The sequence below is a fragment of the Mesorhizobium qingshengii genome (genome assembly GCF_900103325.1).
Lineage (GTDB): Bacteria > Pseudomonadota > Alphaproteobacteria > Rhizobiales > Rhizobiaceae > Mesorhizobium > Mesorhizobium qingshengii.
The window spans coordinates 679,565-694,580 of sequence record NZ_FMXM01000002.1; the positions used below are offsets into that span (position 1 = coordinate 679,565).

Below are 15,016 nucleotides of genomic sequence, written 5' to 3' on the forward strand. Positions count from 1 at the left end.
TCGCCATGGAAATGAGAAAGGTGCTCATGCAGACCAGCGAGACGACATCCTGAACCAGATCGGTCATAACTCTCTCCTGTTGTTGATATGTTCTCAGTTTGTTCTAATTTTGTGCTATTGTCAACGACCAGGGTCCGGCCGCATCCGGAATTTCCGGTCGATCAGATCGGCAGGGTTAAGGAAAGGTTGACGGGCGTGCGGCGAGCACATGGTGGAGCGCAAACACGCCCCGGTGGCGGACTATCGGTGAGCCTGCCAGGCTATGTCGAGATTGAAGATCAGCCCGAGCCGAGGGGCACGACCTTGCCGTCGGCGAGCGTGACCCGCCGGTCCATGCGCGATGCCAGTTCGTGATTGTGTGTGGCGATCAGCGCCGCGAGGCCCGATTGCTTGACCAGTGCGCCCAGCGCATCGAACACATAGGAGGCGGTGACCGGGTCGAGATTGCCGGTCGGCTCGTCGGCCAGCAGCACCAGCGGTGCGTTGGCAACCGCACGCGCGATGGCAACGCGTTGCTGCTCGCCACCGGAGAGTTCGGATGGCCGGTGCGACGCGCGCTTGCCGATCTGCATGTAGTCGAGCAGCTGCGCCGCGCGCTCGGCTGCCTCCTTGCGCGGCAGCCCTTTGATCAGCTGCGGCATCATGATGTTTTCCAACGCCGAGAATTCCGGCAGCAGGTGATGGAACTGGTAGACGAAACCGACATCGTTGCGACGGATCGACGTGCGTTCGTCGTCGGAGAGCCGGCCGCAGGCACGACCGGCCAGAATCACGTCGCCAGCGTCGGGGCGCTCCAGCAGGCCCGCAGTATGCAGCAGCGTCGACTTGCCGCTACCGGACGGCGCCACCAGCGCCACCATCTCGCCGCGCTTCAGCGAGAAATCGGCGCCGTTGAGAATGGTGAGCTTGCGCGGACCCTGGACGTAGTGCCGCTCAACGCTCTTCAGCTCGATAATGGCCTCGGCCATCACTCATACCTCAAGGCTTCGACGGGATCGAGCCGGGCGGCCCGCCACGCCGGAAACACCGTTGCCAGGAAAGACAACCCGAGCGCCATGATGACGACATAGGTGGTCTCGCGTGGATCCATCTTCGCCGGCAACTGGCTGAGGAAGTACAGCTCCGGGTTGAACAGCACCTTGCCGGTCATCCACGAGAAGAACTGGCGGATGGATTCGATATTGGTGCAGATGACGATGCCCAGCAGAACGCCGGCGAGCGTGCCTGTCACGCCGATCGCAGCCCCCGTCATCAGGAAGATGCGCAGGATGGCCCCTCGGGTAGCGCCCATGGTGCGCAGGATGGCGATGTCGTGCCCCTTGTCCTTCACCAGCATGATCAGGCCGGAGATGATGTTGAGCGCCGCCACCAGCACGATCAGCGTCAGGATCATGAACATGACGTTGCGCTCGACCTGCAGGGCGGAAAAGAAGGTCTCGTTGCGCTGGCGCCAGTCGACGAGGTCGATCGGCCGCTGCGCCGCCTCCTCTACCTTCGGCTTCAGCGCGTCGACGTTGTCGGGATTGTCGACATAGATCTCGATCGTCTGCGCCCGGCCGTCCATGTTGAAATAGAGCTGCGCCTCCGAGAACGGCATGTAGACGATCGAACTGTCATACTCCGACATGCCGACTTCGAAGATCGCGGTGATCGGATAGCCCTTCATGCGCGGCGTCGTGCCGAGCGGCGTAACGTCGCCGTCGGGCGATATCAAGGTGATGGTGTCGCCGAGCGCCAGGCCGAGATTCTCGGCCATGCGCTTGCCGATGGCGACGCCCTCGCCCGTATCGAAACCGGCGATCGAACCCTGCTTGATGTTGCCGGCCACGATGGCGATCTTGCCCAGATCCTCGCCGCGTATGCCGCGCACCAGCGCGCCAGTGCCGCCACCGACATTGCCTTGCGCCAGCACCTGGCCGTCGATCAGCGGGATAGCGTATTTGACGCCGGGCACGCCGTTGATGCGGCCGGCGACCTGCGCATAGTCCTCAAGCGGCGAATCGAGCGGCTGCACGATCAGATGGCCGTTGACGCCGAGGATGCGCGTCAACAGTTCCGCCCTGAAGCCGTTCATCACCGCCATGACCACGATCAGCGTGGCGACTCCCAGCATGATGCCGAGGAAGGAGATCGAGGCGATCACCGAAATCACCGTCTCCTTACGCCGCGAGCGCAGATAGCGCCATGCAACCATGCGCTCGAAGATGGAAAAGGGTCCGGCGCCCGCCGATCTTGCCGCCACCGCCTCGCTCATGCGGCGACACCGAAGCGCTTTTTCGCGGCGGCGACCGGCAGCGTTTCGCGCTCGCCGGTCTTGCGATTCTTGATCTCGATCTCGCCGGCGGCGACGCCGCGCGGCCCGACGATCACTTGCCACGGCAGGCCGATCAGATCGGCGGTCGCGAACTTGCCGCCAGGCCGCTGGTCGGTGTCGTCGTAGAGCACGTCCTTGCCGGCGGCGACGAAAGCGGCATGCAGTTCGTCGCAGACGCGGTCGCACTCGGCGTCGCCCGCCTTCATGTTGATCAGCCCGATGTCGAACGGCGCCACCGCTTCCGGCCATATGATGCCGTTATCGTCATGGCTGGCTTCGATGATCGCCGCCACCAGCCGCGACGGCCCAATGCCGTAGGAGCCCCCGGAAACGAAATGATCCTTGCCGTCGGGCCCGGTCACCTTGGCTCCCATCGGCTTGGAATATTTGTCGCCGAAATGGAAGATGTGGCCGACCTCGATGCCGCGCGCCGAAACCTTGTCGTTTTCGCCGATCTTTTCCCAGGCCGCCTCGTCATGCATCTCGTCGGTGGCGGCGTAGGGCGTCGTCCACGTCTTGACGATGTCGCCGATCTCGGCGTCGTTGGCGAAGTCGGTATTCTCGCCGGGCACATCGAGCGAAAGATAATCGCGATGGCAGAAGACCTGGCTCTCGCCGGTGTCGGCGAGGATGATGAATTCGTGGCTGAGATCGCCGCCGATCGGCCCCGTGTCGGCCCGCATCGGAATCGCCTGCAGCCCCATGCGCGTGAAAGTCCTGAGATAGGACACGAACATGCGGTTATAGGCCGCCTTTGCTCCCTCGAAGTCGAGATCGAAGGAATAGGCGTCCTTCATCAGGAATTCTCTGCTGCGCATGACACCGAAGCGCGGCCGCACTTCGTCGCGGAACTTCCACTGGATGTGGTAGAGATTGAGCGGCAGGTCCTTGTAGGATTTCACGTAGGCGCGGACGATCTCGGTGACCACTTCCTCATTGGTCGGACCGTAAAGCATGTCGCGATCCTGGCGATCCTTGATGCGCAGCATCTCCTTGCCATAGTCGTCATAGCGACCGCTTTCGCGCCACAGATCGGCCGATTGAATGGTCGGCATCAGGATTTCCAGCGCACCGGCGCGGTTCTGCTCCTCGCGGATGATGCGGCAGACCTTGTCCAGCACCCGCTTGCCGAGTGGCAGCCACGAAAAACTGCCTTGCCCCTGCTGGCGGATCATGCCTGCGCGAAGCATCAGCCGGTGCGAGACAATTTCGGCCTCTCGCGGATTTTCTTTGAGTATAGGCAGGAAATAGCGCGACAAACGCATGGACTGTTCCGTGAGAGAGGATGGCCCCGCCGGAATCGGCGCGACGCAGGCTGCTTGCCCCGGCTTCATAGCCATTTCATGACGGAATGGAAACCCGGACGCATCGGCCCGAAAATCGGAAAATCAATTTTCAGAATAACACGACGCCTGGGGTCAAAAGGGTTGCAGCGCCCATCGCGTCCAGTGGATGCCCGGCGATCCAAGGCGCCGCGATTGCCTTGCACATCTTACTGGCCGTTTCCCAAGCAACGCCTGCCGCACTATTGTGCAGTGCAGCACGAGAATGCCCGTTTCAAGGCAAAATTCTTCGTGACATTTTCATTCGCGTTAGGCTAATGTGCCCTGATAACCGAGAGGGTAGAAAAAAATCTGCTCTCCTACGCGGTCAAAGTCTTGGGAGGATGCGATCTAGGCGCGGTTACTCGCTGCCGCCGGAAACCGGAAACAGATCGGACGCGTTTAAATTGCAAGGCCTCGTGCCTTGCATTTTTTTTGTGCAATCATCTGCTTAGCGCAACGAGTTGCCAAGCCACTTTACCTTGCGTCAGCAGCCATCTGGCGTGAGACGCGCTGTCGCTTCGCGAGAGAGAATGCATTGGTTCCGCGGGCCGAAAGGCCGTTGCCGGGCGGTCTATTTCGAGGGAGTCTGGCCGAAGTCCGGCACGATGTGCGGGATGTCGTTGAGGCTGTATCCCAGCCCATGCGTCAGGCCGTAGAAAATGCCCATCAGAACCGCCGTGGCGATGGTGGTGCGCACGACCGCGCGCAGCATATGGGGGCCGCGCGGCGCGCTTGGAACCGTGCCCAGCGTCACGTCGTGATCCTCATCCTGCGTCCTGATGCTGAACGGCAGCACGGCAAACAGCACCACCCACCAGGTCGCGAAAAACAGCGCGGTGAACGAAACCCAGCTCATGATTGCTCCAGTTCGATCAGCGTGCCGAAGAAATCCTTCGGGTGCAGAAACAACACCGGCTTGCCATGGGCACCGGTCTTCGGATTGCCGTCGCCCAGCACACGGGCGCCGGAAGCCTTGAGTTGATCGCGCGCGGCCAGGATATCGGCGACCTCGTAGCAAAGATGATGCATGCCGCCGGCAGGGTTCTTGTCGAGGAAGGCGGCGATCGGCGAGCCCTCGCCCAACGGCTCGAGAAGCTCGATCTTGGTGTTGCCGACATTGACGAAAACCACGGTGACGCCGTGCTCCGGCAGCGCCTGCGGTTCGGTCACTTCGGCGCCGAGCGTATTGCGATAGGCGGCAACGGCCGCGGCCAGGTCCGGCACGGCAAGCGCGACATGATTCAGGCGTCCGAGCATAGGGTGCTCCGTGGAAAGTCGGGGGAGGAGCAGGGCCTACTCCCCTGTGCCTCACCTCGTGACGAACACCGTCACCAGTGGTTTCTTGCCCCAGGCTTCGTTGGCCGCACCGCGCACCGCGCGCCGTACGGCTTCTTGCACGAGGTCGAGGTCTTTTCGGCGCTGACGGGGGATCGAGTCCACCGCGCCGATTGCCGCATCGATCATCAGGTCCTCGAGCGTCTCGCCGCCGGCGTCGGCCTCGGCGACGCCAATGGCCACCAGATCGGGATCGCCGGCGAGCTCGTACTTCTCGTCAAGCACGACATTGACCGCGACATGGCCGGCGAAGGAGAGCTTGCGCCGGTCGCGAATGCCCATCGCCTGGTCGGTGCCGATCAGCCTGCCGTCCTTGTAGATACGGCCGAACGGCACCTGGTCGATGATGGTGGCAGGGCCAGGCGCAAGCCTCAGCATGTCGCCGTCGCGCACCTGCGCCACCTGGCCTATGCCTGAGGTCGACATCAGCGAGCCCTGCGCCACCAGATGCGCGGCTTCGCCATGCACCGGCACGCCGATCTGCGGTCGCACCCACTCATACATCTTGCGCAATTCGCTGCGGCGCGGATGGCCGGAGACATGCACCAATGCGTCGCCGTCCTCGATGATCTTGATGCCGAGATCGATCAGCCGGTTCTTGATCTCGAGGATCGCCTTCTCGTTGCCGGGAATGGTGCGCGAGGAAAACACCACCGTGTCGCCAGCCGTCAGCGACACCGATTTCATCTCGTCGCGTGACAGCTTGGCAAGGGCCGCCAGCGGCTCGCCCTGGCTGCCGGTGCAGATGATGACGAGGTTTTCGCGCGGGATGAAGCCGAAATCCTCTTCGGCGATGAACTCCGGCAGCCCGTCCATGTAGCCGAGCTCGTCGGCCACGTCGATGACCCGCTTCAGCGAGCGGCCAAGCACCAGGCACTGGCGGCCAGCATCGCGCGCCGCCTTGGCAATGGAGACAATGCGCCCGACATTGGAGGAGAATGTGGTGACGGCGACACGGCCCTTGGCGGCCTGGATGACGCCCTTGAGGCCTTCGCCGACGGCCACTTCCGAAGGCGAATCGCCTTCCCTCATCGCATTGGTCGAATCGCAGATCAGCGCCAGGACGCCCTTGTCGCCATAGGCGCGGAAGCGCGCCTCGTCGGTCTTCGGACCGATCGTCGGTTCCGGATCGATCTTCCAGTCGCCGGTGTGGATGACAGTGCCGGCAGGCGTGGTGATCGCCAGCGACATCGGCTCGGGGATCGAGTGCGCGACAGGAATGGCTTCGATCTCGAAAGGACCGACGGTGAATTTCTCCCCTCCCCGATAGATCGTCAGCGGGATCTTCGGCGCACCCTGCTCGCCCTGCCGCTTGGCTTCCAGCAAACCGGCGCTGAACGGTGTCATCCACACCGGCGCCTTCAGCTTCGGCCAGGTGTCGAGCAACGCGCCATAGTGGTCTTCGTGCGCATGGGTGATGATGATGCCGCGCAGATTGGCGAGATTCTCCTCGATGAAACGCGTGTCGGGCAGCACCAGGTCGACGCCAGGCAGGCTGGCATCGGGAAAGGTCACGCCGACATCGATGACGATCCACTCGCGCGCGCTCGGCGGGCCGTAGCCGTAGAGAGCGAAGTTCATACCGATCTCGCCGACGCCGCCGAGCGGCACGAAGACGAGTTCGGCGTTTTCCGCTTTCGCCATGATTTTTTCCTTCCTGGCCCTCAGGCCAAGCCCGTTAGATCCGGGCAGACGCGACCGCGCCGAAATGCACGTCGCCGGCGGCGATCGTCAGAACCGAACCTTCATCGTCGCGGATCACGAAACGGCAGTCCTCGTCAATGGTTTCAAACACCCCACGCACCACATTACCGTCAATTCTGACAGCAACCTCGCCGCCGAGCCCCGCCGCCCGAGCCAGCCAGCGTCGCCTGACGGCGGCAAGTCCGCGCCCCTCATCCCACAGCCTGGCATTCTCGCTCCAGGCATCCGATAGCGCCAGGAACAGCGTTTCGGCATCGCATGTCGCGCCCAATGCATTGAGCGAAGTCGCGGGATAAGGCAAATCCTCGGGATAAGCCACAACATTGACGCCGATGCCAACCGCCACCGCGAAGCGGCCGCCTTCCAGTATCGCCGATTCCAGCAGGATGCCGGCCAGCTTGGCGCCCGAGGCAAGCACGTCATTCGGCCACTTCAGCTCGAACCGGTTTTTGCCCGCGCTTGCACCGTCGAGGCCGATGGTGATCCGGCCCTTCGGGACGACGGCGTCGAGCGCATCGGCAAGCGCCAGGCCGGCGACAAAGCCGAGCGTCGCGGCAAGGCGAAGCTCGGCACTGGTGATGACAAGCAGCGTCGCCGCCAGATTGCCTTCGGGCGTCGCCCACACACGGCCGCGGCGGCCGCGCCCGCTTTCCTGCTTCTTGGAAACGACCCACAATTTGCCCGAGTCGCCCGCCCGGGCGTGGTCCAGCGCCAACGCATTGGTGGAGCCGACGCTGTCATGCGCCTCGAGCCGGAACCCTTCCGACGCCGAGGTAGGAGCCAGCCGAAATCCCATGCCGGCTAGAAAAAGGTCTTGGCGGCGGCTTCGGCATAGGTGCCGATCGGACCGCCGATCAGCACGTAGAACAGCACGAAGGCGCCGGAGACGCCGAGCACGAGGCGCAGTTCACTGGCCATCGGCACGAAGCCGCCGACCGGTTCGTCGAACCACATGATCTTGATGATGCGCAGATAGTAATAGGCGCCCACCACCGAGGCCAGCACGCCGATGATCGCCAGCGCGTAGAGGTTGGCGTTGATGGCGGCGAGGAACACGTACCATTTCCCCCAGAAGCCGGCGAGCGGCGGAATGCCGGCCAGCGAGAACATCAGGATGGTGAGGATCGTCGCCATGATCGGATTGGTCGACGACAGACCGGCCAGATCGCTGATCTGCTCGACATTGCCTTCCTTGCGCCGCATGGCGAGGATGAAGGCGAAAGTGCCGAGCGTCATCACCAGGTAGATCAGCATGTAGATGGCAACGCCACGCACGCCGGCCTGGCTGTTGGCGGCAAGACCGACCAGCGCGTAGCCCATATGGCCGATGGAGGAATAGGCCATCAGCCGCTTGATGTTGGTCTGGCCGATGGCGGCGAATGCGCCGAGCGCCATCGACGCGATCGAAATGAAGACGATGATCTGCTGCCAGTCGGCGGCGATCGGCTTGAACGCCCCCATGGTGACGCGCACCATCAGTGCCATCGCCGCCATCTTGGGTGCCGCCGCCAGGAAGGCCGTCACCGGCGTCGGCGCGCCCTCATAGACGTCGGGCGTCCACATATGGAACGGCACCGCCGAGATCTTGAAGGCAAGGCCGGCCAGCACGAAGACGAGGCCGAAGACGAGACCAAGCTGGCGCTCGCCGCTGCCCAGCGCCGTGGCGATCTCCTGGAAACCGGTGTTGCCGGTGTAACCATAGATCAGGCTGATGCCATAGAGCAGCATGCCCGACGACAGCGCGCCGAGAACGAAATACTTCAGGCCGGCCTCGGTCGAACGCAGATTGTCGCGGTTGATCGCCGCCAGCACATAGATCGCCAGCGATTGCAGTTCGAGGCCGAGATAGAGCCCGATCATGCCATTGGCCGAAATCATCAGCATCATGCCGAGCGTGCAAAGCAGGATCAGCACCGGATATTCGAACTTGTCGAAATGCTCCGTCTTGGCAAAGCGCATCGACATGACCAGCGTTACAGCCGAGCCGATCAGGGCCAGCACCTTCATGAAACGGGCGAAGGAATCCTGGATGAAGGCGTTGCCATAGGCGCTGCCCTGCCCCGTGGAAAAGATCAGCCAGGCGCCAGCGATCACCAGCACGGCGACGGCAAGGCCGGTCACGGTGTTGGCGGTGTTGGCGCGCGAATAGGCACCGACCATCAGCAGCGCCAGCGCGCCGATGGCAAGGATCAGCTCTGGCGTCGAAAGCGACAGGCTGGAGAGAAGGTCCGGCGTCATGGTTCGCAAAACCCCTGGTCAGTTCGCCGCCGCGGTCTGCGCGGCGCCGATGGATGCAGTGACATTGGTGACGAGCGACTTGACCGATTCGGCCGTCGCGTCGAAGACCGGTGCGGGATAGACGCCGAAGAAGATGACCAGCACGACCAGCGGATAGATGATGACCTTCTCGCGCGTCGACAGGTCGAGCAGGCCCTTCAGGCTGTCCTTGGTCAAGGCGCCGAAGATCACCCGGCGATAGAGCCACAACGCGTAGGCGGCCGACAGGATGACGCCGGTGGCGGCGAAGAACGCCACCCAGGTGTTGACCCGGAATACGCCGAGCATGGTCAGGAACTCGCCGATGAAGCCGCTGGTGCCGGGCAGACCGACATTGGCCATGGTGAAGATCAGGAACACGGTGGCGTATTTCGGCATGTTGTTGACCAAGCCACCATAGGCGGCGATCTCACGCGTATGCATGCGGTCGTAGATGACGCCGACGCACAGGAACAGCGCGCCGGAGACGAGGCCGTGGCTGAGCATCTGGAAGATGGCGCCCTGCACGCCTTCCTGGTTCATGGCGAAGATGCCCATGGTGACGAAGCCCATATGGGCCACCGACGAATAGGCGATCAGCTTCTTCATGTCCTCCTGCATGAGCGCCACCAGCGAGGTGTAGATGATGGCGACGACCGACAGCGCGAAGACCAGCGGCGCGAACATTTCGGAAGCCAGCGGGAACATCGGCAGCGAGAAGCGTAGGAAACCGTACCCGCCCATCTTCAAGAGGATGGCCGCCAGGATGACCGAACCGGCGGTCGGCGCTTCGACGTGCGCGTCGGGCAGCCAGGTGTGCACCGGCCACATCGGCATCTTCACCGCGAAGGAAGCGAAGAAAGCGAGCCACAGCCATGTCTGCATGTTGGCCGGGAAGTTGTGCGTCAACAGCGTCGGGATGTCCGTCGTGCCGGACTGATAGAACATCGCCATGATGGCGAGCAGCATCAGCACCGAGCCGGCCAGCGTATAGAGGAAGAACTTGAACGAGGCATAGACGCGCCGCTTGCCACCCCAGACGCCGATGATGATGAACATCGGGATCAGGCCGGCTTCGAAGAAGACATAGAACAGCACGATATCCAGCGCGCAGAACACGCCGATCATCAGCGTCTCGAGCAGCAGGAAGGCGATCATGTAGGCCTTGACGCGCTTCTCGATCGATTCCCACGACGCCAGGATGCAGAGCGGCATCAGGAACGTCGTCAGGATGACGAACAGCATGGAAATGCCGTCGACGCCCATGTGATAGGAGATGCCGGAATCGAGCCAGGCGACCTTCTCGACGAACTGGAAGCCGGACTGCGAATTGTCGAAGCCGGTCCAGATGAACAGCGAGATGATGAACGTGAACGTCGTCGTCAGCAGCGCGATGGCGCGGATGTTGCGGCGCGCGTTTTCACTGTCATCATTGATGAACAGGATGAGCAGCACACCAACCAGCGGCAGGAAGGTGACCAGCGAGAGGATTGGCCAAGCGGTCATCAGAGCATCATCCAGGTGACGAGTGCGGCAACGCCGATCAGCATGGCGAAGGCATAGTGGTAAAGGTAGCCGGTCTGCAGCTTGACGACGCGGTTGGTGACATCGACGACACGTGCCGAAATGCCATCCGGACCAAGTCCGTCAATGACGGTGCCGTCGCCGGTCTTCCACAGGAAATGACCGAGGCGCTTGGCGGGCCGCACGAACAGGAAGTCGTAGAGCTCGTCGAAATACCATTTGTTGAGCAGGAAGGCGTAGAGCCCGCGATGCTGCGCCGCAAGGTTCACCGGCATTTCCGGCGAGCGGATGTAGAACTTCCAGGCCAGCGCGAAGCCAATCAGCATGGCGATGAAGGGGGACAGCTCGACCCACAGCGGCAATTCGTGGATCTCGTGCAGGATGTGGTTGTCCGGCAGCATGAACAGCGACGCCTTCCAGAATTCGGCATAGCCCTCGCCGATGAAGGCGCCGTGGAAGATGATGCCGGCAAACAGCGCGCCGGCGGCCAGGATGAACAGCGGCACCAGCATCACCGGCGGCGATTCATGGACATGGTGCATCACCTCGTGGCTTGCCCGCGGCTTGCCGTGGAAGGTCATGAAGATCAGCCGCCAGGAGTAGAAGGAGGTGAAGCAGGCGGCGATGACCAGGGCCACGAAGGCGAGGCCGGCAACCGAATTGTGGCCGGCGAAGGCGCTCTCGATGATGGCATCCTTGGAGAAGAAGCCGGCGGTGCCGATGACCGTCACCGGAATGCCGACGCCGGTCAGTGCCAGCGTGCCGATCACCATCATCCAGTAGGTGGTCGGGATCAGCTTCCGCAGGCCGCCCATCTTGCGCATGTCCTGCTCGTCGGAGACGGCATGGATCACCGAGCCCGAGCCGAGGAACAGCAGCGCCTTGAAGAAGGCATGCGTGAACAGGTGGAAGATCGCGGCACCATAGGCGCCGACGCCGAGCGCGACGAACATGTAGCCGAGCTGCGAGCAGGTCGAATAGGCGATGACGCGCTTGATGTCGTTCTGGACGAGACCGACGGTCGCCGCGAAGAAGGCGGTGAAGGCGCCGATGAAGGTCACGACCGTCAGCGCCGAATGCGACAGCTCGAACAGCGGCGACAGGCGCGCCAGCATGAACACGCCGGCCGTCACCATGGTGGCGGCATGGATCAGCGCGGACACCGGCGTCGGGCCCTCCATGGCGTCCGGCAGCCAGGTGTGCAGCGGCACCTGCGCCGACTTGCCCATCGCGCCCATGAACAGCAGCAGGCAGACGACGGTCATTGCCGCCTGCTTGTCCAGCGCATGGCCGAGGAAGGTCAGCACGGCAGCGCCCTGCGGGGCGCCTTCGGCCGGGATGAACGTCGCTGCATTGGCGAAAATGGTGCCGAGGTTGACCGAGCCGAACAGCACGAAGAGGCCGAAGATGCCAAGCGCGAAGCCGAAATCGCCGACGCGGTTGACGACGAAGGCCTTGATGGCGGCGGCATTGGCCGACGGCTTCTTGTACCAGAAACCGATCAGCAGGTAGGAGGCGAGGCCCACCCCTTCCCAGCCGAAGAACATCTGCACCAGATTGTCAGCCGTCACCAGCATTAGCATGGCGAAGGTGAACAGCGACAGATAGGCGAAGAAGCGCGGCCGGTTCGGATCGTGGTGCATGTAGCCGATCGAATAGATGTGAACCAGCGCCGACACGGTGTTGACCACCACCAGCATCACCACCGTCAGTGTGTCGATCCTCAGCGCCCAGGATGCCTCGAGCCCGCCGGACTGGATCCAGCGCAGCACCGGCACGGTGAACACCTCGCCATGGCCGAAGCCGACGGTGAAGAAAGCGATCCACGACAGCACCGCCGAAATCACCAGGAAACCGGAGGTGATATATTCGGACGCCTTGGCGCCGAGCGACGTGCCGAACAGGCCGACGATCAGGAAGCCGAGCAGTGGAAGGAAGACGATGGCCTGATACATGGTGGTTCCGTCAACCCTTCATCATGTTCACGTCTTCGACCGCGATCGAGCCGCGGTTGCGGAAGAAGACGACGAGAATGGCAAGTCCGATGGCAGCCTCGGCCGCCGCGACCGTCAGCACGAACAGCGCGAACACCTGGCCGACCAGATCGCCGAGCGAGGCCGAGAAGGCGACGAAGTTGATGTTGACCGCAAGCAGGATCAGCTCGATCGACATCAGGATGACGATGACGTTCTTGCGGTTGAGGAAGATGCCGAACACGCCGAGCGTGAACAGGATCGCCGATACGGTCAGATAATGCGCGATGCCGACAACCATCTCAGAGTCCCTCGCCCGTCTTGACCTTGCGGATTTCCATGCCGGTCGCCGGCGTACGGCCGACCTGGGCTGCGATCGACTGCCGCTTGACCCCTTCCTTGTGGCGCAGCGTCAAGACGATGGCGCCGATCATGGCGACCAGCAGGATGAGGCCCGAAATCTGGAAGTAGTAGAGGTAGTCCGTATAGAGGATATCGCCGAGTGCGGCCGTGTTCGAACGCGTTGCGAGATCCGGGATGGGTTTCGAGACCGTCGAGGCGAGCTGCGGCGCGAATGTATAGCCGCCGAGCACGACGATCAGCTCCGCCGCCAGGATCAGCCCGACCAGCGCGCCGATCGGCGCGTATTGCAGGGCGCCGCTCTTCAGTTCGGCGAAGTCGACGTCGAGCATCATGACGACGAACAGGAACAGCACCATCACCGCGCCGACATAGACGACGAGCAGGATCATCGCCAGGAACTCGGCGCCCGTCAGCATGAACAGGCCGGCGGCGTTGAAGAAGGTCAGGATCAGGAACAGCACCGAATGCACCGGGTTGCGCGACGAAATGACCATGAACGCCGACGCCACCGCGATAAAGGCGAAGAGGTAGAAAAAGGCCGCCTCTAGTCCACTCAACATGGGGTTCCCCCGGGTTCCTGTCCGGACGGGCTCTCACCCTGTCCGCTTCTTTGGCCTGGTCCCGCCTCGGGGTTCCAAGCCGCGTTGTCCTTAGACGAGGCCCCTCGCCCCGTCCATGCGTCAAATATCAGCGATACGGCGAGTCCAGCGAGATATTGCGCGCCAGTTCGCGCTCCCACCGGTCGCCATTCGCCAACAGCTTGTCCTTGTCGTAGTAAAGTTCCTCGCGCGTCTCCGTCGCGAATTCGAAATTCGGCCCCTCGACGATGGCGTCGACCGGGCAGGCTTCCTGGCAGAAGCCGCAATAGATGCACTTCACCATGTCTATGTCATAGCGCACCGTGCGGCGGGTACCATCATTGCGGCGCGGACCCGCCTCGATGGTGATCGCCTGTGCCGGGCAGATCGCCTCGCACAGCTTGCAGGCAATGCAGCGTTCCTCGCCGTTGGGATAGCGGCGCAAGGCGTGCTCGCCACGGAAGCGCGGACTGGTCGGCCCCTTCTCGTGCGGATAGTTGATCGTCTCCTTCGGCGCGAAGAACTGGCGCATCGACAGGAAGAAGGCGCTGACGAAATCCTGCAGCAGCAGCGATTTTGCGGCTTGGGACAGAGCGGACATCACGCAAACCCCGTGATCTTGAGGAAGGCTGCGGTGGCGACCACCATGAACAGCGAGATCGGCAGGAACACTTTCCAGCCGAGTCGCATCAGCTGGTCGTAGCGGTAGCGCGGCACGAATGCCTTCACCATGGAAATGCCGAAGAACACGAAGCAGACTTTCAGCACGAACCAGATGACGCCGGGCACCCAGGTGAATGGCGCGAAGTCGAAGGGCGGCAGCCAGCCACCGAGGAACAGGATGGTGGCCAGCGCGCACATCAGCACGATGGCGACATACTCGCCGAGGAAGAACAGCAGGAACGGCGTCGACGAATATTCGACCATGTGGCCGGCGACCAGTTCCGATTCGGCTTCGACCAGGTCGAAGGGCGGCCGGTTCGTCTCGGCGAGCGCCGAGATGAAGAAGATGACGAACATCGGGAACAGCGACAGCCAGTTCCAGTCGAGGAAGGTGTTGGGCAGGCCAAGCCGCGTGCCAAGCCCGTCATGCTGCGACAGCACGATGTCGGACAGGTTGAGCGAGCCGGCGGTGAGCAGAACCGTGACGATGACGAAGCCGATCGAGACTTCGTAGGACACCATCTGCGCCGCGGAACGCAGCGCGCCGAGGAATGGATATTTCGAATTGGACGCCCAGCCGCCCATGATCACGCCATAGACCTCGAGCGAGGAGATGGCGAAGACATAGAGGATGCCGACATTGATGTTGGCGATCGCCCAGCCCTGACTGACCGGAATGACCGCCCAGGCCGAGATCGCCAGCACCGCGGACACCAGCGGTGCCAGCAGGAAGACGCCCTTGTTGGCGCCGGACGGGATGATCGGTTCCTTGAAGACAAACTTCAGCAGGTCGGCGAAAGCTTGCAGCGTGCCCCAGGGGCCGACGACGTTGGGACCGCGGCGCAGTTGCACCGCCGCCCATATCTTGCGGTCGGCGTAGAGGATGTAGGCGACGAAGACCAGCAGCACGACAATCAGCACGACCGACTTGAGAAGGATCAGCAGCGCCGGCAGCACGTAGAAGGAGAAGAAAGTATCCAT

14 protein-coding genes are annotated in these 15,016 nt (G+C 62.6%); all 14 read right to left on the reverse strand.

Going from position 1 to position 15,016, the window contains the following annotated elements; translation table 11 throughout:
• Positions 1-278: 278 nt before the first annotated feature.
• The 14 genes from BLS48_RS03395 to nuoH all read right to left on the reverse strand — a co-directional run bounded on the left by BLS48_RS03395 (position 279) and on the right by nuoH (position 15,016).
• On the reverse strand, positions 279-971 hold the full coding sequence (locus tag BLS48_RS03395; RefSeq protein ID WP_208604575.1) for an ABC transporter ATP-binding protein: 693 nt from the start codon (positions 969-971) through the stop codon (positions 279-281).
• A complete protein-coding gene (locus BLS48_RS03400; protein WP_091575540.1) occupies positions 968-2,254 on the reverse strand; it encodes a lipoprotein-releasing ABC transporter permease subunit in 1,287 nt (428 codons plus the stop codon). Before BLS48_RS03400 ends, BLS48_RS03395 begins: the two co-directional genes overlap by 4 nt.
• Positions 2,251-3,579 carry a proline--tRNA ligase gene (gene proS, locus BLS48_RS03405; protein WP_091575541.1) on the reverse strand — a complete coding sequence of 443 codons (1,329 nt, stop codon included), beginning with the start codon at positions 3,577-3,579 and terminating at the stop codon, positions 2,251-2,253. Before proS ends, BLS48_RS03400 begins: the two co-directional genes overlap by 4 nt.
• Positions 3,580-4,210: 631 nt before the next feature.
• Complete coding sequence (locus tag BLS48_RS03410) at positions 4,211-4,495, reverse strand: DUF1467 family protein (RefSeq protein WP_091575542.1); 285 nt, start codon at positions 4,493-4,495, stop codon at positions 4,211-4,213.
• Positions 4,492-4,896: a methylmalonyl-CoA epimerase gene (mce, locus tag BLS48_RS03415; protein ID WP_091575543.1), complete on the reverse strand. Its 405-nt coding sequence runs from the start codon at positions 4,894-4,896 to the stop codon at positions 4,492-4,494. Before mce ends, BLS48_RS03410 begins: the two co-directional genes overlap by 4 nt.
• Positions 4,897-4,947: 51 nt before the next feature.
• Positions 4,948-6,618, reverse strand: coding sequence for a ribonuclease J (locus BLS48_RS03420; protein ID WP_091575544.1), 1,671 nt, complete (start codon positions 6,616-6,618; stop codon positions 4,948-4,950).
• Positions 6,619-6,652: 34 nt separating this feature from the next.
• Positions 6,653-7,474 (reverse strand): biotin--[acetyl-CoA-carboxylase] ligase, encoded by an 822-nt coding sequence (locus tag BLS48_RS03425; protein WP_091575545.1) that lies wholly within the window; start codon positions 7,472-7,474, stop codon positions 6,653-6,655.
• Between the two features lie 5 nt (positions 7,475-7,479).
• Positions 7,480-8,916, reverse strand: a complete 1,437-nt coding sequence (nuoN, locus tag BLS48_RS03430) for an NADH-quinone oxidoreductase subunit NuoN (RefSeq protein WP_091575546.1) — start codon at positions 8,914-8,916, stop codon at positions 7,480-7,482.
• An 18-nt stretch (positions 8,917-8,934) separates the two neighbouring features.
• The gene (locus BLS48_RS03435) at positions 8,935-10,440 is read right to left on the reverse strand and encodes an NADH-quinone oxidoreductase subunit M (RefSeq protein ID WP_091575547.1); all 1,506 of its coding nucleotides are present in this window, start codon (positions 10,438-10,440) and stop codon (positions 8,935-8,937) included.
• Entirely contained in the window at positions 10,440-12,413 is a 1,974-nt protein-coding gene (gene nuoL / locus BLS48_RS03440) for an NADH-quinone oxidoreductase subunit L (RefSeq protein WP_091575548.1), read from the reverse strand. Before nuoL ends, BLS48_RS03435 begins: the two co-directional genes overlap by 1 nt.
• Before the next feature lie 10 nt (positions 12,414-12,423).
• A complete protein-coding gene (nuoK, locus tag BLS48_RS03445) occupies positions 12,424-12,732 on the reverse strand; it encodes an NADH-quinone oxidoreductase subunit NuoK (RefSeq protein ID WP_091575549.1) in 309 nt (102 codons plus the stop codon).
• A gap of 1 nt (position 12,733) precedes the next feature.
• Positions 12,734-13,354, reverse strand: a complete 621-nt coding sequence (locus tag BLS48_RS03450; RefSeq protein ID WP_091575550.1) for an NADH-quinone oxidoreductase subunit J — start codon at positions 13,352-13,354, stop codon at positions 12,734-12,736.
• A 127-nt stretch (positions 13,355-13,481) separates the two neighbouring features.
• Entirely contained in the window at positions 13,482-13,973 is a 492-nt protein-coding gene (nuoI, locus tag BLS48_RS03455; RefSeq protein WP_023812382.1) for an NADH-quinone oxidoreductase subunit NuoI, read from the reverse strand.
• Complete coding sequence (nuoH, locus tag BLS48_RS03460) at positions 13,973-15,016, reverse strand: NADH-quinone oxidoreductase subunit NuoH (RefSeq protein ID WP_091575551.1); 1,044 nt, start codon at positions 15,014-15,016, stop codon at positions 13,973-13,975. The genes nuoI and nuoH overlap by 1 nt, the downstream gene beginning before the upstream one ends.

Excerpts from the sequence above, each read along its gene's own strand:
- BLS48_RS03400 (WP_091575540.1), bottom strand. The coding sequence starts at position 2,254 with ATGAGCGAGGCGGTGGCGGCAAGATCGGCGGGCGCCGGACCCTTTTCC.
- proS (WP_091575541.1), bottom strand. The coding sequence starts at position 3,579 with ATGCGTTTGTCGCGCTATTTCCTGCCTATACTCAAAGAAAATCCGCGA.
- BLS48_RS03410 (WP_091575542.1), bottom strand. The coding sequence starts at position 4,495 with ATGAGCTGGGTTTCGTTCACCGCGCTGTTTTTCGCGACCTGGTGGGTG.
- mce (WP_091575543.1), bottom strand. The coding sequence starts at position 4,896 with ATGCTCGGACGCCTGAATCATGTCGCGCTTGCCGTGCCGGACCTGGCC.
- BLS48_RS03420 (WP_091575544.1), bottom strand. The coding sequence starts at position 6,618 with ATGGCGAAAGCGGAAAACGCCGAACTCGTCTTCGTGCCGCTCGGCGGC.
- BLS48_RS03425 (WP_091575545.1), bottom strand. The coding sequence starts at position 7,474 with ATGGGATTTCGGCTGGCTCCTACCTCGGCGTCGGAAGGGTTCCGGCTC.
- nuoN (WP_091575546.1), bottom strand. The coding sequence starts at position 8,916 with ATGACGCCGGACCTTCTCTCCAGCCTGTCGCTTTCGACGCCAGAGCTG.
- BLS48_RS03435 (WP_091575547.1), bottom strand. The coding sequence starts at position 10,440 with ATGACCGCTTGGCCAATCCTCTCGCTGGTCACCTTCCTGCCGCTGGTT.
- nuoL (WP_091575548.1), bottom strand. The coding sequence starts at position 12,413 with ATGTATCAGGCCATCGTCTTCCTTCCACTGCTCGGCTTCCTGATCGTC.
- nuoK (WP_091575549.1), bottom strand. The coding sequence starts at position 12,732 with ATGGTTGTCGGCATCGCGCATTATCTGACCGTATCGGCGATCCTGTTC.
- BLS48_RS03450 (WP_091575550.1), bottom strand. The coding sequence starts at position 13,354 with ATGTTGAGTGGACTAGAGGCGGCCTTTTTCTACCTCTTCGCCTTTATC.
- nuoI (WP_023812382.1), bottom strand. The coding sequence starts at position 13,973 with ATGTCCGCTCTGTCCCAAGCCGCAAAATCGCTGCTGCTGCAGGATTTC.
- nuoH (WP_091575551.1), bottom strand. The coding sequence starts at position 15,016 with ATGGATACTTTCTTCTCCTTCTACGTGCTGCCGGCGCTGCTGATCCTT.